The organism is Streptosporangium sp. NPDC049046 (genome assembly GCF_040649155.1).
Taxonomy (GTDB): Bacteria; Actinomycetota; Actinomycetes; order Streptosporangiales; family Streptosporangiaceae; genus Streptosporangium.
The window spans coordinates 84,756-103,314 of record NZ_JBEZEZ010000010.1 but is presented as its reverse complement, the minus strand read 5'-3'; the positions used below and the strand labels follow the sequence as shown (position 1 = coordinate 103,314).

The following is an 18,559-nucleotide window of genomic DNA, read 5'->3' as shown; positions in this document are numbered from 1 at the left end:
CACCCGGCGCGCGCCGGGTGATCACGCGGTCAGCGCAGGGTGCCGTTGGTCATGCCGACGGGCTCCTCCGGTACCGCGACCAGGCCGAGCTCCGAGTTCGAGGCCACCAGCGGGTGGTCGGGAACGACCCGGACGGTGTAGCCGAAGGGTCCGGTGCGGTCGAGGGGGACGGTCCCGGCGAAGACGGCCCTGCCGTCGTCGCCCTCGGTCTCGACGGCGAGGTCCGCATAGCAGGGGTCCGCGAGGTCGTCGTGGTCTCCGACCCTGCCGTAGGCCGCCTGGACCCGGATGTCCCCCGGCTCCAGCTCGCCGAGCGCGATGGTGGCCTTCAACTCCAGGGAGGTCCCGAGCTCAGGGGTGCCGTCGCCCAGGCCGGTGGCCTCCACGTGCTCGACCCGCACGCCCGGCCAGGCCCTGCCGACCTTGAGCTTCCACGCCGCGAAGCCCTTCGCCTGCTCGTACCCCTCGCCGGAGAGGGCGCGGGCGGACTTGGCGGCCGGGGCGTAGAGGTCGACCACGTAGTCGCGGAGCATCCGTCCCGCGAGCACCTTGGGGCCGAGCGAGGCCAGGGTGTGCCGCACCATCTCCAGCCAGCGCCGGGGCAGCCCGTCGGCCCGGTCGTAGAAGCGGTCGGCGACCTCGTGCTCGATCAGGTCGTACAGCGCGGCGGCCTCGAGCTCGTCGCGGCGGTCGGGGTCGGCGACGCCGTCGGCGGTGGGGATCGCCCAGCCGTTGGTGCCGTCGTACCACTCGTCCCACCAGCCGTCGCGGATGGACAGGTTGAGCCCGCCGTTGAGCGCGGCCTTCATCCCCGAGGTGCCGCATGCCTCCAGCGGACGCAGCGGGTTGTTCATCCACACGTCGCAGCCCTGCACGAGCAGCTGGCCCAGGGCCATGTCGTAGTCGGGCAGGAAGACGATGCGGTGCCGCACGTCCTCGGAGTCGGCGAACTTCACGATCTGCTGGATGAGCTTCTTGCCGCCCTCGTCGGCCGGGTGCGCCTTGCCCGCGATCACGATCTGCACCGGCCTGGCGGGGTCGAGCAGCAGCGCGCGGAGCCGGTCGGGGTCGGACAGCATCAGGGTGAGCCGCTTGTACGAGGGCACCCGGCGGGCGAAGCCGATGGTGAGCACCTCGGGGTCGAGGGCGTCGTCGATCCAGCCGAGCTCGGCCGGCGAGGCGCCCCGGTTGATCCACGACTGGCGGAGCCGCGCGCGGGCCGCGACGACCAGCTTCTCGCGCAGCCGTCCCCTGATGCCCCAGACGTCGCCGTCGGAGACCTTGGCGATGCTCTCCCAGCCCTGGGCCCGTTCGACCAGGGTGGGCAGCTCCTTGCCGGCGAGCTCCATGATCTCCCGGCCGACCCAGGTGGGGGCGTGCACGCCGTTGGTGATGGACCCGATCGGGACCTCTTCGATGTCGAAGCCCGGCCACAGGCTCTTGAACATCTCCCGGCTCACCGCGCCGTGCAGCTCGGAGACGCCGTTGACCCGCTGGGCCAGCCGCATGCCCATCGCGGCCATGTTGAACTTGCCCGGCTCCTCCTCGGCGCCCAGCGCGAGGATGCGGTCGACGGGGACCGTGGGCCACGCGTTGTCGCCGCCGAACTGGCGTCCGATCATCTCGGCGGGGAAGCGGTCGATCCCGGCGGGCACGGGGGTGTGCGTGGTGAAGACGGTCCCGGCCCGCACCGCCTCCAGCGCCTCGTCGAAGGAGAGCCTCGCCTCGGTGAGCTCGCGGATGCGCTCCAGGCCGAGGAAGCCCGCGTGGCCCTCGTTGGTGTGGAACACCTCGGGCTCGGCGTGCCCGGTGACCCTGCAGTACGCGCGGATGGCGCGGACGCCGCCGACGCCGAGCAGCAGCTCCTGCAGCAGCCGGTGGTCGCCGCCGCCGCCGTACAGGCGGTCGGTGACGTCACGGGCGGCGTTGTCGTTCTCGGCCACGTCGGAGTCGAGCAGCAGCAGCGGCACCCTGCCGACCTGGAGCACCCAGACCTGGGCGTGCAGCGTGCGCTGCTCGGGAAGGCTGATCTTGATGCGTACCGGGCTGCCGTCCTCCTCCCGCAGGAGGGTGAGCGGCAGGCCGCCGGGGTCGAGGGAGGGGTAGTGCTCCAGCTGCCAGCCCTCGGGCGAGAGCGACTGGGTGAAGTAGCCGTGGCGGTACAGCAGGCCGACGGCGAGGATGGGCACGCCGAGGTCGCTGGCGGCCTTGAGGTGGTCTCCGGCGAGGATGCCGAGCCCGCCCGAGTACTGCGGCAGGGCGGCGGCGATGCCGTACTCGGGAGAGAAATAGGCGATGGCCTTCGGGGCCTCGGAGATGGTCTGGTACCACCGGGGTGCGGTCATGTACTCGCGGAGATCGTCGGCGGCGTCGGCGAGCCGCCTCAGGAAGCGACGGTCGGCGGCGAGCTCACGGAGCCTGTCGGCCTCGACCGCGCCCAGCAGGGCGACGGGGTCGTACCCGACGCGTCCCCAGATGGCCGGATCGACCTCACCGAACAGATCCAATGTCTCGGGGTGCCACGACCAGCGCAGATTGAGGACGAGCTCGCCGAGGGAGGCCAGCTCCGGCGGCAGGACGGTGCGGACGGTAAACCTACGGATTGCTCTCACGCTGCCAGACCCTAGTTACTCAGCGCCACGAGGGCGACCTCAACACTCACGCGTCTCCCCCTCACCGCTATCAATCCACCCCAAACACATCAAAGAGAGGTGATCGACTGTTAGGACAACTCGCGGAAGAGTAAGAGGTCCCGCACTCTATCCATCGGCAGGCATGAAGATGGACTATTGGGGCACCGGAGATACGAGCCAGAATGTACTGCCCTCGGGAAACCGGCCGTCCCAGCAGGGCGGGGTCTCGGCCTGCCACGAGACCGACCGCCCCGTGATGCTTGCACAAACGAAGATCCTTCCTTGCTGACTTCCCCGGCGGTACCGGGCGTGCCGCCGCTACCTTGAGACGCGATGATCGGACGAATTCCAATTCAGGACATCCACCCCACGGTCGACTGCGGGCGCCGCCCCGCGAAGGCCGCCGCGGGTGAGACCTTCGAGATCTCCGCGACCGTGTTCCGGGAGGGACACGACGCGGTCGCGGCAGGGGTCGTGTTCACCGGCCCCGACGGCGTGCGCGGCCCCCTGTTGCCGATGGGCGAGCTCGCCCCCGGCACCGACCGGTGGGGCGTGGAGGTGACGCTGCCCACCGAGGGTGAGTGGCGTTTCCGGGTGGAGGCGTGGGGCGACCCCCTCGCCACCTGGTTGCACGACGCGGGCATCAAGATCCCTCGGGGCCTGGACGCCGACCTGATGTGCGAGGAGGGCGCCCGGCTCTTCGACCGCGCGGCGAGAGCGGTGCGTGCCGCCGACTGCGAACCCGTGACCGGTACGGTTGCGACCGGTGGGCCGGTGAGCGGCAGGAAACCCGCGGCGAGGACGGCGAGGCGCGCCAAGGAGGCGCAGCAGCACGTCTGCGGGCACCGGGCCGCGCTCCAGGCGGTCGCGGCCAGACTGCGCGACACCGAGATCGACCCGCGCGCCCGGTTCACCGTCGCCCAGCTTCCCGAGACCGCGGCGCTGCTGCGCGCCCACCCGCTGCGCGACCTGGTGACGAGGTCGGCTCCGCGCACGGTCCTGGTGCACCGCCGCAGGGCGCTGTTCGGGTCGTGGTACGAGTTCTTCCCGCGCTCCGAGGGCGCGATCATCGAGCAGGGCGTCGCCCCCAAGTCCGGGACCTTCCAGACCGCCGCCAAGCGGCTGCCCGCCGTGGCGAAGATGGGCTTCGACGTCGTCTACCTGCCACCGATCCACCCGATCGGGCACAGTTTCCGCAAGGGGCGCAACAACACCCTGACCCCCGAGCCGTACGATCCCGGCTCGCCCTGGGCGATCGGCTCCGAGGAGGGTGGCCACGACGCCATCCACCCCGACCTGGGCACGTTCGAGGACTTCGACGCCTTCGTGGCCAAGACCCGCGAGCTGGGCATGGAGATCGCGATCGACCTCGCCCTGCAGTGCGCGCCCGACCACCCGTGGGTCAAGGAGCACCCGGAGTGGTTCAACATCCGCGCCGACGGCTCGATCGCGTACGCGGAGAACCCGCCGAAGAAATATCAGGACATCTACCCGCTGAACTTCGACAAGGACCCCAAGGGGATCTACGAGGAGATCAGGCGGGTCGTACGGCTCTGGATGGACCACGGGGTGCGGATCTTCCGGGTGGACAACCCGCACACCAAGCCGGTCTCCTTCTGGGAGAAGCTGCTGGCCGACATCCACGCCACCGATCCCGACGTGTTGTTCCTCGCGGAGGCGTTCACCCGCCCCGCGATGATGCGGACGCTGGCCAAGGTCGGCTTCCACCAGTCGTACACGTACTACACGTGGAAGAACTCGCGCCCGGACGTCGAGTCGTACCTGGGCGAGCTCTCCCACGAGACGTCGCACTACATGCGGCCGAACGTGTTCGTCAATACTCCGGACATTCTCCACGAATACCTTCAGCACGGGGGAGTCCCGGCATTTCATATCAGAGCGGTGCTCGCGGCGACGGCGATGCCGACGTGGGGCGTGTACGCCGGATATGAACTTGCGGAGAATGTACCGGTTCGACCGGGTAGCGAAGAATACCTAGATAGTGAGAAATATCAGTACAAACCCCGCAATTGGGTTGAGGCTGAGCGGGAAGGCCGTAGCCTGGCCCCGTTCATCACGCAACTCAATTTGTTCCGAAGAGCACACCCGGCGCTCCAGGAACTGCGTAATCTACGTTTTCACAGCGTCAACCACCCGGATGTGATCTGCTTCTCCAAGCGGTTGCCCGGCGCCTATGACACGGCCACACGACGGCACGGCCTGGGCGACGTTGTCCTCGTCGTCGTGAACCTGGATCCGCACAACACCCACGAGGCGACGGTGTCGCTGGACATGCCCGCCCTCGGTCTCGACTGGCAAGCCGAGTTCGTCGTGGACGACGAACTGTCGGGCGAGTCGTATCGCTGGCGGCAGGACAACTACGTGCGTCTCGATCCCCACATCCACCCAGCGCACGTCTTCACTCTGCGTGCAGCGGCGGCGAGCCAGCGGTGAGCCGGCGGGTGCACGTGTACCGGCAGAACAGCGGGGAGTCCACTGGTGAGTCAGCTACCTGAACCGATTCCGAACACCTTCGACGAGGAAAAACCGCGCGACCCGTACTGGTTCAAGCGTGCCGTCTTCTACGAGGTTCTCATCCGGGGTTTCGCCGATTCCAACGGCGACGGCACCGGAGACATCCGCGGTCTCATCCAGAAACTGGACTACCTCCAGTGGCTCGGTGTCGACTGCCTCTGGCTGCTTCCGCTGTACGAGTCGCCGTTGCGTGACGGCGGCTACGACATCGCCGACTTCATGAAGATCCTTCCTGACTTCGGCGACCTCGGAGACTTCGTGAAACTCGTCGACGAGGCGCACAAGCGCGGCATGCGGGTCATCGCCGACCTGGTGATGAACCACACCAGCGACCAGCACCCGTGGTTCCAGGCCTCCCGCCACGACCCCGAGGGGCCGTTCGGCGACTTCTACGTCTGGAACGACCACGACGAGCTCTACAAGGACGCCCGGATCATCTTCGTCGACACCGAGACGTCCAACTGGTCCCACGACCCCGTCCGCGGCCAGTACTACTGGCACCGTTTCTTCTCGCACCAGCCGGACCTCAACTACGAGAACCCGGACGTGCAGGACGCGATGCTGGAGGTGCTGCGCTTCTGGCTGGACCTGGGCATCGACGGCTTCCGCATGGACGCCATCCCGTACCTCTTCGAGCAGGACGGCACCAACTGCGAGAACCTGCCCAGGACCCACGAGTACCTCAAGCGGGTCAGGGCGGAGGTCGACCGGCTCTACCCCGACCGGGTGCTGCTCGCCGAGGCCAACCAGTGGCCCGCCGACGTGGTCGAGTACTTCGGCGACGCCGCCACCGGCGGCGACGAGTGCCACATGGCGTTCCACTTCCCGCTGATGCCGCGCATCTTCATGGCGGTGCGGCGGGAGTCGCGCTACCCCATCTCCGAGATCATGGCCCAGACGCCGAAGATCCCCGAGAACTGCCAGTGGGGCATCTTCCTGCGCAACCACGACGAGCTCACGCTCGAGATGGTGACGGACGACGAGCGCGACTACATGTACTCGGAGTACGCCAAGGACCCCAGGATGCGGGCCAACGTCGGCATCCGGCGGCGGCTCGCCCCGCTGCTGGAGAACGATCGCAACCAGATTGAGCTTTTCACGGCGTTGCTGCTCTCCCTTCCGGGATCTCCCGTGCTGTACTACGGCGATGAGATCGGGATGGGGGACAACATCTGGCTGGGCGACCGCGACGGTGTCCGTACCCCCATGCAGTGGAGCCCCGACCGCAACGCGGGATTCTCCGACTGCGACCCCGGACGCCTGTATCTCCCGGTCATCATGGACCCGATCTACGGCTACCAGGCGCTCAACGTCGAGGCGCAGCAGCGCAGCGCGGGCTCGCTGCTGCACTGGACCAAGCGGATGATCGACATCCGCAAGCGGCACCCGGTCTTCGGCCTCGGCGAGTTCACCGAGCTGAACTCGTCCAACCCGAGCGTTCTCGCCTTCGTGCGCGAGCTCGGCGACGACCGGATGCTGTGCGTCAACAACCTGTCCCGATTCCCGCAGCCGGTGGAGCTCGACCTGCGCCGCTTCGAGGGATCGGTCCCGGTGGAGACGATGGGCGGGGTTCCTTTTCCATCGGTTGGGGAGCTTCCGTATCTTTTGACGCTTCCTGGGCATGGGTTCTACTGGTTCACCCTGCCACCCGCATCCCAGGAGGCGTAAAGCCGTGTTGACGGAGCTCCTTACCGGCTGGATCACCCATCAGCGATGGTTCGCCGGTAAGGGGCGCCCGATCGACGATCTCGTCATCGACTCGGACGTGGAACTGGCACCGCGCCTGCGTCACCTGATCATCTCCGTTCACCAGTCAGGGGGCCGGGACCGCTACCAGTTGCTGCTCGGCAGCGAGGCGCCGGAGTGGGCCCGCTTCAAACCGGCCCACATCGGCGACGGCTACTACGACGCCGCCTACGACGCCGACCTCACCACCGCCCTGCTCGACGGCATGGCGGAAGGCCGCGACCTCGGCGCCATCCGCTTCCGCCACCTCGACGGGGTGGAGATCGACACTTCCAAGCGCAGCCTCGTCCTCGGCGCCGAGCAGTCCAACACCTCGCTGGTGTACGGCGGCACCTACATCTGCAAGCTGTTCCGCCGCCTGACCGCCGGGGTGAACCCCGAACTGGAGATCGTCACCGCCCTCGCCCTGCGCGGCAGCACGCACATCGCCAAGCCGTACGGCTGGATCGAGACCGACCTCGACGGCGAGACCACCACGCTGGCGATGACCCAGGAGTTCCTGTCCAACGCCAACGACGGCTGGGCCCTCGCCCTGGCCAGCGTCCGCGACCTGTACGGCTCCCTCGAACCCTCGGCCTCCGACGCGGGCGGCGACTTCAGCTCCGAGTCCTACCGCCTCGGCGTGACCACCGCCACGGTCCACCGGGAGATGGCCGAGGCGTTCCCGACCGACGTGATCGAGTCGCAGGAGGTCAAGCGGATGGTCGAGGAGTTCCGCCGCCGCCTGAACGTCGCGGTGGAGGAGGTGCCCGCCCTCGGCGAGCACGCCCACGTCGCGGAGGAGGCCTACCAGCGGGTCTCGGACGTGGCCGGGGAGATGCCCGTCCAGCGGGTCCACGGCGACTACCACCTCGGCCAGGTGATGCGCACCAACAACGACTGGGTCATCCTCGACTTCGAGGGCGAGCCCGGCCGGCCCATCGCCGAGCGCCGCGCCCTGTCCTCCCCGCTGCGCGACGTGGCCGGGATGCTCCGCTCCTTCGACTACGCCGCCCGCCACCTGCTCGCCGACCACCCCGACCCCGACGCCCTCCGCCCCCGCGCGGTGGAGTGGGCCGAGCTCAACCGCTCCTCCTTCCTCGCCGGCTACTCCGCTGGAGGCGGCCACCTGCGCGCCGAGGACGCCGTCCTGCTGCGCGCCCTGGAACTCGACAAGGCCGCGTACGAGGTCGTCTACGAGTCCCGCAACCGCCCGACCTGGCTGCACATCCCGATGGCCGCCTTCGAAACCGGCCATTAGACGCCCTCCCGTGGCGCGGGGAGAGCGCCGAACGACCGCCGGTCGGTGGACCGGCGGCCGCACGAACATCTCAAGAGGTCAGGGGAGCTTACGGACCTCCACCTTCGCCTTGCGGTAGTTGTTGCCGTTGCCGTCGGGCTTGTAGTTGCCCTCCACGTTGCCCGCGATGTCCACGGCGAACCAGTGGACGTTGGCGGTCTTGTCGAGCGTGATCTGCTGGGTGCCCTCGCGCATTCCCGCGCTGAGAAGCTTGGTGGAGTTCAGCGTCGGCCGGCTGCCGTCCAGGGTGTAGTAGATGTTGGCGGGCTCGTCGACCTCGAAGGTGAACTTGGTTGATGTGTCGGTCCGGTCGGTCACCTTCACCTGGGAGGCGGGCTTCTTCTTGTCATCGGCGTACTTACGGGCCACCTCCAGGATGCCGATCTGGCCGGACGAGAACTCCATCGCCTCCTCGTGGCCCTCGGCGAACGGCGGCTGGAAGCCGACCGCCTCGAAACGCCCGGTCTGCGGGTTGTAGACGTCCGCGCCGACCTCGAAGCTCCAGCCGATGATGCCCCGGTTGTACCAGTGCTCGTCGGCGCTGTTACCGGCCGCGGAGTACAGCACGTCCGGGATCGGACCGGTGCGGCCCGGCCAGATACCGTTGCCGCGCCAGGACTGGACGCTGGAGAGGATGTGGTTGGAGGCACTCCAGAAGAAGTTCTCCGTACCGAAGTCGGGCCGCGGCAGCGTCTCACGACCAGCGGACTTGTACGAGCCCGGAGCCCACATGAAGTAGCCGCCGTAGGAGTGCGTGTTCATCGCGAACTTGATGTTCGGGTACTGCTCGGTGATCCAGACCTCGTTGCGAGCCTCCGGCTCCGACAGCTCGGCCGGGCCCGCGTAGGTGCCGCTGGTGCAGCTCGTCGAGGCGCCGCTGTAGCCGTCGAAGACCGAACCGACCGAGAAGTTGCGGTTCAGGTCCACACCCCAGGCGTTGCGGTTCGCGGGGTCGGCCGCGTTGACCGGGCAGTGGTTGGTCATGGTCTTGCGCTGCATGTTGTAGTCGTACACGCTGTAGTGCCCGCCGTCGGGGTTGACCGTGGGCATGATGAAGATGTCGAGGTTGTCGACCAGCTTCTTGGTCTCCCCGTCACGGGCGTAGTTGCGCAGCAGCCGCTCGGCGGTCTCCACACAGGTCAGCGGGGTCACCCATTCGCGGGCGTGCTCCTGGCAGTAGAGGAACACGCCGACCTTCGAGCCGTCGCGCTGCTTGCCGATGCGCAGCGCCTTCGTCTGGAACGGCTCGCGCGAGACGGTCGCCGGCGCCTTGAGGTTGTCGGTCAGCTTCGTCGCCACGGCCGCGGCGACAAGACCGGCACCCGCGTTGCCCCGGTAGGTGGCGGCGGTCAGCAGCGCCGACGCCGCGGCGTTGCCGTTGAGCGCGTCCACCACCGCCTTGGCGGTGCTGTTGATCGCGGAGGACTCGTTCGTGCCGAGGTTGACCACGACGTTCTTGCCGCTCACCGACACGCTCAGCGCGGCCGAGGCGGCGTCCGGCTTCACCAGCGCCACGCTGATGTCGTTGCCGCCCTCGTGCCCGTACGCCTTCGAGGTCACGTAGAACGTGCTCGCCGCGACGGTGCCGAACTGGGCCTGCGCCGCCCGGCGGTAGCCGTTCGTCTTGTGCGGCAGATCGATGATCTGCGAGATCTTCGGGAATTCCTGGGCCAGGCCGGAGATCCGGTCGGTGATCTCGGTCGGGTCCATGTAGCGGTCGACGAAGTCCACGACGTAGTGCTTCTTCGGGGGCTTGCGCTTCTCACCCAGCCACTTGGTCACCGGAACCGTGACCGAACCACCCCGGTTGCTGGTGATCGTGGCCGTGGCGGGAACCGCGGTCAGGGCCAGCGGCGAGCTGAACCGGTGGTACATGTACTGGCCGGCGTCGGTGAAGCGCGACATCGTCGCGGTGCCGCCCGAGTCGGGGGCGGTGCCCTTGCCGCTGTCCCAGGCGACGGTGAGCACCGTCGCCGCGTCGATGGCGCTCGACTTCACCTCGACGGAGAGGAAGTTCTGGTCGTCGAGGCTGGTGAACCACTCGGCGCGGAGCGGGGTCAGCGTGTCGACCTCCGCCGCCGCCTGGGCCTCGGCCGCGACGGCACTCCGCCGCTGGACCAGGTTCTCGGCGAACTCCGTCTGGTCGGAGATCTTGCCGACGATGTTGAAACCGAGATCGCGGAGGTTCTGGGCCTCCTCCGGGCTCAGTACCGCGTGCATCTCGAACCCGCCGTCGACGGGCTTCTTGTACTCCGCGAGGTCGACGCCCATGGAGTTGAGCCGGTCGATGCCGGCCTCGTCGGGGACGATGACGCGCAGCAGCGCCACACCGTTCTGTTCGGTGCTGGACTGATGGTCGGGGACGACCTCGCTGACCGGCGGGGACGGCTCGGCGAGAACGGGGAACGAACCGAAGCTCAGGGCAATGGGAAGAGTGAGCACGACCGCGATACGGCCGAGTCTCCTGCCATCGAGAGAACTCCTCATGAGAGATGCCTCCAGTTGGCGCACGTCTCCGGGTATTGGGTCACCCCGGCAGAAAGTACGCAATTGGCAAGAATCTTCGCCAGAGGACGTATCTTCGTCAAGACCCCAAATCAACGCATTCTACGCATCCAACAATTTTAAGGTAAGCTTTATATGATATTTATACATAAGGTACATGTTTTGAGACGTAGTCGCCGTATCCCAAACGGCAAGTCTTGCCAGGTGTAATATGATTTGTCGCTTTTAAGGTGATTTGAGGGTATTTCCGCCCCGTGGTGAGGCCGCGACCAGCCGGGACGGAGCTCTTCCCGCCCTCGACCGCGTGGTAGCTCAGCAGCTTGGTCAGCTGTTCCTTGTCCGCCGGCAGCTTCTTGAGCGCGTCCGGCGGCAGCCGGCCGAGGCGATCGGCCACGATATTGGCTGGCGAACCACGCCCCTATACGCCGCTCTTACCTCGCCTGTGGAACGCTCTGGGCAGAGTAGACGGCCAAGATCGAGCGGGGATCAGGTGTCATCAGGCAGTGGAGCATCGGCGCGGTGGCGTCCTGGACGGATGATCGCCTCGGCTGCGGGGGTCGTCGCGATGGCACTGGTGGCGGCGGGGTGCTCCTCCGCCGACACCGCCGACGAGGCGCCTCCCGTCGCACGGCAGTCCGCCACCCCACCGGCGGTGCTCGACACCGCGATCGGGAAGGCACCGCCGGTCGACCCCGCGTGGCCCCGGTGGGGACTCACCCACACGGGGGTGAGCGCCAACAACGTCACCGAGCAGTTCGAGCGGGTCGTGGCCGGGACTCTCGCCAGAACCCCGATGCTGCAGAACCAGCACATCATGGGATTCGGAGCGCTCAACCCCCAGCCCCGTCCGAAAGAGTTCTACTGGGAGGACCTCGACAGCCGGACGAACCTCATGAGGCTGTCCGGCGGCACGCAGATCATGACGCTCTGCTGCGCCCCCGACTGGATGAAGGGCGGCCCCGAGGGCCCGACCACGGACGTGGGCTGGAGCGAGCACCTGGAGGACGCCCCCTACCCCAAGCACTTCGACGACTTCGCCAAGCTGTCGGCGGCCGTCGCCACCAAGTATCGCGACGTCAAGTACTTCATGGTCTGGAACGAGTTCAAGGGCTTCTGGAAGGACCACTCCAAGCCCGCGGACTTCAAGGGCTACACCGAGCTCTACAACAAGGTCTACGACGCGGTGAAGGCGGCCAGGCCCGACGCCATGGTCGGCGGCCCCTATCTCGGCTTCGACAGCAACAGGACGGGAAAGTCCGAGCTGCGGGGGCCGTGGGGGGTCGTCAACCAGAACGCCCTGGACGCCTTCGAATACTGGTTCAAGAACAAGAAGGGCGCCGACTTCATCGTGGTCGACGGCGCCTCGCTGACCGACGCCCACGAGATGCTGCCCGACGCGTTCGGCGCGCTGGGCAAGTTCAGCGCGGTCACCACCTGGCTGCGCGAGAGGACCGGCGACATGCCGGTCTGGTGGTCGGAGTGGTACTTCGTTCCCGAGGACAAGACCACCTGGCCCGAGCCGATGCGGCTCGCCGTCCAGGCCGCCTCGATGATCGAGTTCGCGAAGAGCGGTGCCGCCACGGCGCTGTACTGGAATCCACAGACCAAGCAGGGCACCTGCCAGGGGTGCATGTGGGACCCGGGGACCGGCGCCGAACTCCCGACCGGCAAACTCATCGCCGACTTCGCCACCTGGTTCCCCGCCGGAGCCAAGCTTGAGCCCGTCACCTCCTCCGACCCCGGCGTCCGGGTGCTCGCGCAGCCTCGTCGGCTGCTGATGGTCAACACCGTCGACGCCGAGATCACCACGACCGTGGACGGCAGGTCGTTCACCCTGCTCCCCCACGAGATCAAGTGGAGCGACCGCTAACCTCCGAACGTCGCCCGGAGCACCGACAGCCGGACACATTCCGTATCGTCAGCGGACCTTGCGGAAGAACGTCCGGACGTCGTCGATCAGCAGGTCGGGGGCCTCCATCGCGGCGAAGTGACCGCCCCGGTCGAACTCCGACCAGTGGATCACGTTGTGCTCGCGTTCGGCGACACGCCGGATCCCGCCGTCGCCGGGGAAGACAGCGACCCCGTGCGCGATCTCCGAACGTTCGACCGGCGTCCCCCACTGTGCCGAGCCCTCCTTGTAGAGCCGGGCGGACGAGGCGGCGGTGCGGGTCAGCCAGTAGATCGTCACGTCGGTGAGCATCTGGTCACGGTCAACCGCCTCCTCGGGCAGGTCGTGCGCGGGGTCGGTCCACTCCTTGAACTTCTCCACGATCCAGGCCAGCTGGGCGGCGGGGGAATCGTGCAGGCCGAAGGCGACGGTCTGCGGCCGGGTGGCCTGAAGGACCGCGTAGCCGGAGCGGTCGTTGTCGGTGTAGAGCATCATGCGGGCCTGCTCGGTCTCGGTAAGGCCCTCCATCTCGGCCGGGTCGAAGGTCGGGAAGCCGAGCGCGCCGTTGACGTGCACGCCGACCACCCGGTCGGGGGCGACGCGGCCGAGCTCGGGGGAGACGACCGAGCCGCTGTCGCCGCCCTGGGCGCCGTAGCGCTCGTATCCGAGGCGGCTCATCAGCTCGGCCCACGCGCGGGCGACCCGGCGCAGGTCCCAGCCGGTCTCACGGGTGGGACCCGAGAAGGCGAAGCCGGGTATGGACGGGGCGACGACGTGGAAGGCGTCGGCGGGGTCGCCGCCGTGGGCGCGAGGGTCGGTGAGCGGGCCGATCACCTTCGTGAACTCGACGATCGAACCGGGCCAGCCGTGGGTGAGGACGAGCGGCAGCGCGTCCGGCTCGGGGGACCGCACGTGCAGGAAGTGGATGTTCTGGCCGTCGATCTCGGTGGTGAACTGCGGGTACTCGTTGAGCGCCGCCTCGTGCTTCCGCCAGTCGTACCCGCTGCGCCAGTACTCGGCCAGTTGCCGCACGTACGAGACCGGGATGCCGTACGACCAGCCGACGCCGGGCAGCTCGTCGGGCCAGAGGGTGCGCGCCAGCCGGTCGTGCAGGTCGTCGAGCGCGGACTGCGGGATATCGATGCGGAACGGAGCGATCTCCGTGGTGAACGTCATGGTGATCACGCTAGGGAGGGGTTAGGACAGGATCGGTCCTAGAAGTACGGCAATCTGGGGGCATGTTGGAGACATCGGCCCGGTTGCTCAGACTGCTCTCGCTCCTGCAGACCCACCGGGAGTGGGCGGGTGCGGAACTGGCGGAGCGGCTCGGCGTGACCACCCGGACCGTCCGCCGTGACGTCGGGCGGCTGCGCGAGCTGGGTTATCCCGTGCACGCCACCGCGGGCGCGCCCGGCTACCGTCTCGGCGCGGGCACGGACCTGCCTCCGCTGCTGCTGGACGACGACGAGGCGGTGGCGGTCGCGGTGGGCCTGCGCACGGCGGCCGGGAGCTCGGTGTCGGGGATCGAGGAGACCTCCGTGCGGGCGCTGGCCAAGCTGGAGCAGGTGCTGCCGTCCCGGCTCCGGCATCGGGTACACGCGCTGCGGTCGATGACCGTGCCGATGGGACGGGCGGGTTCGGCGGTGGACCCGGCGTCCCTGAGCGCGATCGCCGCCGCCTGCCGCGACCACGAGACCCTGCGGTTCGACTACCGCACGCACGACGGGCAGGAGAGCGTCCGCGCCGCCGAGCCCTACCGGCTCGTCCATTCGGGACGGCACTGGTATCTGCTGGGCTGGGACACCGGCCGGGCCGGCTGGCGCACCTATCGGATCGACCGCCTGAGCCTGCGGACGCCGAACGGGCCGCGATTCGTGCCTCGCGACCCGCCCGACCCCGACCTGGCGGCCTACATGTCCCGTTCGATCTCCGGAGCGCCCTATCGCTACCAGGGTCGCTTCACGATGCACGCTCCGGCCGAGGTCGTCGCCGAGCACATGCCGGCCACGATGGGGGCGATCGAGCCGATCGACGAGCGGTCCTGCACGGTGTCCAGCGGTGCGAACGACCTCGACGAGCTCGCCGTCTGGGTCGCGCTGATGGACATCGACTTCGAGGTGCACGAGCCGCCCGAGCTCGTCGACCGCATCCGCGCCCTCTCCACCCGCCTCGCCGCCGCCACCCCCACCTGATGGGAATCGGCTCACTGTAAGCAGCCCGTTATCGAAGTCCCCCGGCTCGGCGGGGCCCGCGATCTACCTGGTGCACAGCCACGCAGCCCCCACTGCTTTGGAGATCCTTAACGTGCTGGAAGGCCGTTGGACCACGGTCACGCCTTCCCAATACCAGCACGAGCGCGAGGCCCCGGAACACGTCCGCTCGGTACTACCCGACGCGGATCCGTACCGTGCCTGGTCGAACTTCACCTTCACCGCCAACACCGGGCACGTCCGCGAGGTCGACCTGTTCGTGGCCGCGCCCGCAGGGTTCTTCCTCTAGCCTCCGGACGTCGCCTGGACACATCCTTCAACGGCCTGAAGTGCCTGGCACATCCCAAAACGCGCCGACCGGCGGCTTCCGCTCGCGTGCACCCCTGTGATCAGAAAAGTGCCTCCTTGCCGCCAACTTAATGCCAGGGTTAAGCCATGGATGGAGCTGGCTAGCAGGGAGTACGAATGAGCACGGTCAACTGGGACGAGGTGAAGCAGCGGGCGCGGGAGCGGCGTCAGGCTGCGGGACTGCCCGTCCAATCGGATGACGAGAAGTCCGCCGCGATGGAGCAGCTCGCCGCTGAGGTCAGGGCGCACAAGCTCGCGGAGATCAGACGTGAGCAGGATCTGACCCAGCGGGATGTGGCCACCACCATGGGGGTCTCCGGCCCAAGGGTCTCAGCCATCGAACACGGGGAGGTCGACCGTGTCGAGGTGGCGACCTTGCGCTCCTACGTCGAGGCTCTCGGCGGACGGCTGCGTGTCGTGGCCGACTTCGGCGACGTCGAATACACCGTGGCATAGCCCATACGACAGCAGAAGCCCTCGGCCAGGTGGCCGAGGGCTTCTCTCGCTTCCGGAGGCGGAGTCAGAAGTCGAACTCGCCCTTCTTGGCGCCGTCCACGAAGGCGTCCCACACGCTCGCACTCACCACGAACGGCGCCCGCTCCGGCGCCTCGGTGTCCCGCAACCCCACCCGACCACCCGACAACGGAGCCACCTCCAGGCAGTCACCCTGGTCGGGGCCGCTCTTGGTGGCCTTACGCCAGGCCGCACTCTTCAGCTCATCACTCAGGTCCACAGTTTCTCCGCCTCCCTGATCAACTCGATGGACATGTGCTGAGGCTCCGCCTCGGCTCGCAAGGCGTCATACCTGCTATGGATAGCTTCGACATCTTCTGGGCGGTTTGTCACGTGCCCATGAGTTGCGGACTGGACATACGCCGCATCCGGAGCTCCTAAAAGCTGCGCGATCACGAAGCTACCGAGAACCCCGGTCACCACCCCCAGCTTCGAGGGGATGATCTGGATGCCAATTCGCGGGGACTCTACCGCCTCCACGAGGCGTTCGAGTTGCCGACGCATGATTTCCTTACTGCCGACCAGACGGTGCAAAACGCCTTCGTCCAGCACCGCGCGGAACAACGGCGGAGTGTCGCGAGCAAAGATCTCCTGCCGTTCCATTCTGGCCGCGACAGCCTTCTCTACTTGCTTGTCGGTTATGCCAGGCTCGCTCCGGATAACCACCCGCGCGTACTCCTCGGTCTGCAGCAGACCTGGAACGATGAGCGGTTGCCAGGTATGCAGGAAATGCGCGTCCTGTTCGATTTCCAGCCAGCTCCGGAACCACCGAGGGCTCGCCGAGCGGGTGATGTGCTCCCAGAGCCGGACGAGCTCCCCGCCCGCGCCCACGGCCTCGTCGTAGTGCTCCATGAAGCTCCGGCCTGCTCTGCGCTGCCCTCGCTCGGTGAAGCCGATCAGGCTCGCACTGAAAGGGATGACCTCCGCCAGGCGCTCTATGGAGATGCCTGTTCGATTTCGGTATTTGCGAAGTTCGGCCCCCAAAAGGACCAGCGGCTTTACAGAAGGGTCGGGTTCCTGGAAAGCGGACATTTCAGCTCCGTCCTGTGGGGGCGCTACTCCGTCAACACAAAAAAACACAGTCCACTACAAAGTGTCCTGGAGGTGTGTAGGGAGTTTCGATACCCAACGTAGCCGGTCAAGGGCACCCTGTGAAGAGAACGAAAGGCGCGAGAAAACCATCGAATAAGCCTGCTTACCACATGCACTAAAGGACCCCGGCAAACCTGTCGCCAAAATAATCAGCTATGTCCGGAAAAGAGAGTCAGAAATGACGCCGAGGTGCCGGAACATGCGACATCGACAGGTAGTTCATGCATCCGCCGGATACAGACCTGTCACCACTCGGCAAGTCCTGATCGGACAGCCGGAAGTCATCTGACGCAGGCACAACCCGCCGGACAGCGCCGAGCCCGCCCCGGAAAAGCCCCCACCCCAGAAACGAAAGCGGGACCCGCCACGGCATCGCAGGCCGGGACGAGCCCCTCGACCGGACGCAGGAGGTCCGATCTGATGCATCACCCTAGAGGAAACCCCAGGCCCATCAGGGTGCGTTGGCACGCGGACCGGCCGCCGATGCCGCTCGGTTGCCGGTGGTGCGGTCATCCCCCGTACGCGCACGAGGCCACCAGCCTCCCGCACCGCGCCCGCCACCACTGGGAGCAGCCCACCCCCGCGCAGGTCCACGCCCGGATGACCGTCCGCCGCCGCCTCGGCCTCTCGGGCCACCCGCCGGTCGCGACACCCATCCGCGCGATCCCCGCCCCCACACCCCCCGCCGTTTCCCCGGTGCGGCTCCCGGAGGTCTCCCCCGGCCGGCACCGGCGCCCTGAGCCGTCCGGGGTCACGGTCGCCGCCGTGCCGTACCGGCGAGGACGACCGCCGGGTCCCCGCACCCCCTCCGGCAAGCACACCCCGCACCGGCAGGGAGCGACGACATGAACGAACGCGTCCCCCAGCCCCGGCAGAGCGGGAGACACCGGCGCGGGGCCGCCATCGCGCGGGTCGACTTCCGAGCCTGGGACCCGGCCGAGCGCGCCGCCGCCGAGCAGCTCGACCGGATCGAGCCCGCCTGGACCGTCTGGTACGGCACCGGCACCCGGCACTTCCATGCCGTCGCCGTCTGGCCTGCCCCCGAACCCCTGATCGTGCGAGCCCGCACCGCCGACGAACTACGCGCCCTGATGCGCGAGGCCGAAGACATCACACCGCCGTCCCGAGGAGAGGCCATGCCCGAGACCCCTGACGCACCGCACCCCACGGACGGCCCGCGCACCGTCTGCTGGGACCTGCCGCACGATCTGCCGATCGTCGGCAAGGCTCGCGCCATGGTGAGCGAGACCCTCGCGGCCTGGGCGCTGCACCATCTCGTCGACGACGTCGCCCTGGTGGCCGGCGAGCTGCTCGCCAACGCGATCGTCCACGGCGAGCCCGTGGTCAGGCTCTCCCTGCGGGCCGACGCCGACGAGTTCCAGGTCCAGGTCACCGACCGAGGTCCCGGGCAGCCACGTCATCTCACCCTGGATCCCGAGTCGCTGCACGGCCGCGGGCTGGCCATCGTCAGGGCCCTCGCCCACGATCACGGCGTCAATCCTCTTCCCGACCGCCCCGGTAAAACCGTCTGGGCCCGCTGGCATCTCTCCGTCGGCGACCGCTGAGACCTCAGCCCCGAGCCCGAACGACCTCCGCCCGCCCGCTCACTCGCTCGCGACCAGATGATCTTCTTCCGGTCCATCGGGACGACAGGGCCGCGTACCTCGCTCCCTCACGGAAAATAATCCTATATATCCAGATATGTCCCAATAGCGAGTATTAGTCAACAGATGCACTGACCAGCGGTTGATTAAAGGGGAAACACGTAGTTCGAGAGTGACTGTCTGTTCTTGGTCGCAGCCGTGATGCT

At 67.7% G+C, this 18,559-nt stretch carries 15 protein-coding genes; 9 read left to right on the top strand and 6 right to left on the bottom strand.

All coding sequences use genetic code 11. From position 1 onward, the window contains the following. Window positions 1-29 precede the first annotated feature (29 nt). Window positions 30-2,612: an alpha-glucan family phosphorylase gene (gene glgP, locus AB0B96_RS16250; protein ID WP_362899346.1), complete on the bottom strand. Its 2,583-nt coding sequence runs from the start codon at window positions 2,610-2,612 to the stop codon at window positions 30-32. A 354-nt stretch (window positions 2,613-2,966) separates the two neighbouring features. On the opposite strand from glgP, the gene AB0B96_RS16245 reads away from it, so the two are divergent. Genes AB0B96_RS16245 through AB0B96_RS16235 form a run of 3 tightly spaced genes read left to right on the top strand, consistent with a single transcriptional unit; the run spans window position 2,967 to window position 8,154 of the window. Then, window positions 2,967-5,087 carry an alpha-1,4-glucan--maltose-1-phosphate maltosyltransferase gene (locus AB0B96_RS16245; protein ID WP_350947567.1) on the top strand — a complete coding sequence of 707 codons (2,121 nt, stop codon included), beginning with the start codon at window positions 2,967-2,969 and terminating at the stop codon, window positions 5,085-5,087. Window positions 5,088-5,132: 45 nt separating this feature from the next. Further along, a complete protein-coding gene (treS, locus tag AB0B96_RS16240; RefSeq protein ID WP_362899344.1) occupies window positions 5,133-6,836 on the top strand; it encodes a maltose alpha-D-glucosyltransferase in 1,704 nt (567 codons plus the stop codon). 4 nt (window positions 6,837-6,840) lie between these two features. Continuing rightward, window positions 6,841-8,154 (top strand): phosphotransferase, encoded by a 1,314-nt coding sequence (locus AB0B96_RS16235; protein ID WP_362899342.1) that lies wholly within the window; start codon window positions 6,841-6,843, stop codon window positions 8,152-8,154. 78 nt (window positions 8,155-8,232) lie between these two features. Here the strand turns inward: AB0B96_RS16235 and AB0B96_RS16230 are convergent, their stop codons facing one another. Continuing rightward, a complete protein-coding gene (locus AB0B96_RS16230) occupies window positions 8,233-10,680 on the bottom strand; it encodes a M14 family zinc carboxypeptidase (protein ID WP_362899340.1) in 2,448 nt (815 codons plus the stop codon). 160 nt (window positions 10,681-10,840) lie between these two features. Next, a complete protein-coding gene (locus AB0B96_RS16225) occupies window positions 10,841-11,092 on the bottom strand; it encodes a hypothetical protein (protein WP_362899338.1) in 252 nt (83 codons plus the stop codon). A 141-nt stretch (window positions 11,093-11,233) separates the two neighbouring features. On the opposite strand from AB0B96_RS16225, the gene AB0B96_RS16220 reads away from it, so the two are divergent. Then, the gene (locus tag AB0B96_RS16220) at window positions 11,234-12,568 is read left to right on the top strand and encodes a xylan 1,4-beta-xylosidase (protein ID WP_362899336.1); all 1,335 of its coding nucleotides are present in this window, start codon (window positions 11,234-11,236) and stop codon (window positions 12,566-12,568) included. 48 nt (window positions 12,569-12,616) lie between these two features. Here the strand turns inward: AB0B96_RS16220 and AB0B96_RS16215 are convergent, their stop codons facing one another. After that, window positions 12,617-13,762, bottom strand: coding sequence for an epoxide hydrolase family protein (locus tag AB0B96_RS16215; protein WP_362899334.1), 1,146 nt, complete (start codon window positions 13,760-13,762; stop codon window positions 12,617-12,619). Between the two features lie 62 nt (window positions 13,763-13,824). On the opposite strand from AB0B96_RS16215, the gene AB0B96_RS16210 reads away from it, so the two are divergent. The 3 genes from AB0B96_RS16210 to AB0B96_RS16200 all read left to right on the top strand — a co-directional run bounded on the left by AB0B96_RS16210 (window position 13,825) and on the right by AB0B96_RS16200 (window position 15,600). Then, a complete protein-coding gene (locus tag AB0B96_RS16210) occupies window positions 13,825-14,778 on the top strand; it encodes a WYL domain-containing protein (RefSeq protein WP_362899332.1) in 954 nt (317 codons plus the stop codon). A 112-nt stretch (window positions 14,779-14,890) separates the two neighbouring features. Continuing rightward, entirely contained in the window at window positions 14,891-15,085 is a 195-nt protein-coding gene (locus AB0B96_RS16205; RefSeq protein WP_362899330.1) for a hypothetical protein, read from the top strand. 176 nt (window positions 15,086-15,261) lie between these two features. Next, complete coding sequence (locus tag AB0B96_RS16200; protein ID WP_362899328.1) at window positions 15,262-15,600, top strand: XRE family transcriptional regulator; 339 nt, start codon at window positions 15,262-15,264, stop codon at window positions 15,598-15,600. 64 nt (window positions 15,601-15,664) lie between these two features. Here AB0B96_RS16200 and AB0B96_RS16195 read toward each other — a convergent pair whose 3' ends face one another. Together AB0B96_RS16195 and AB0B96_RS16190 are read right to left on the bottom strand one after the other, a co-directional pair. Further along, complete coding sequence (locus tag AB0B96_RS16195) at window positions 15,665-15,877, bottom strand: DUF397 domain-containing protein (RefSeq protein WP_350947554.1); 213 nt, start codon at window positions 15,875-15,877, stop codon at window positions 15,665-15,667. Beyond that, window positions 15,868-16,689: a helix-turn-helix transcriptional regulator gene (locus AB0B96_RS16190; protein ID WP_362899326.1), complete on the bottom strand. Its 822-nt coding sequence runs from the start codon at window positions 16,687-16,689 to the stop codon at window positions 15,868-15,870. Before AB0B96_RS16190 ends, AB0B96_RS16195 begins: the two co-directional genes overlap by 10 nt. Before the next feature lie 480 nt (window positions 16,690-17,169). Between AB0B96_RS16190 and AB0B96_RS16185 the strand changes: the two genes are divergently transcribed. Further along, window positions 17,170-17,598, top strand: coding sequence for a hypothetical protein (locus AB0B96_RS16185; RefSeq protein WP_362899324.1), 429 nt, complete (start codon window positions 17,170-17,172; stop codon window positions 17,596-17,598). After that, the gene (locus tag AB0B96_RS16180; RefSeq protein ID WP_362899322.1) at window positions 17,595-18,314 is read left to right on the top strand and encodes an ATP-binding protein; all 720 of its coding nucleotides are present in this window, start codon (window positions 17,595-17,597) and stop codon (window positions 18,312-18,314) included. The genes AB0B96_RS16185 and AB0B96_RS16180 overlap by 4 nt, the downstream gene beginning before the upstream one ends. The last annotated feature ends 245 nt before the right edge of the window (window positions 18,315-18,559 follow it).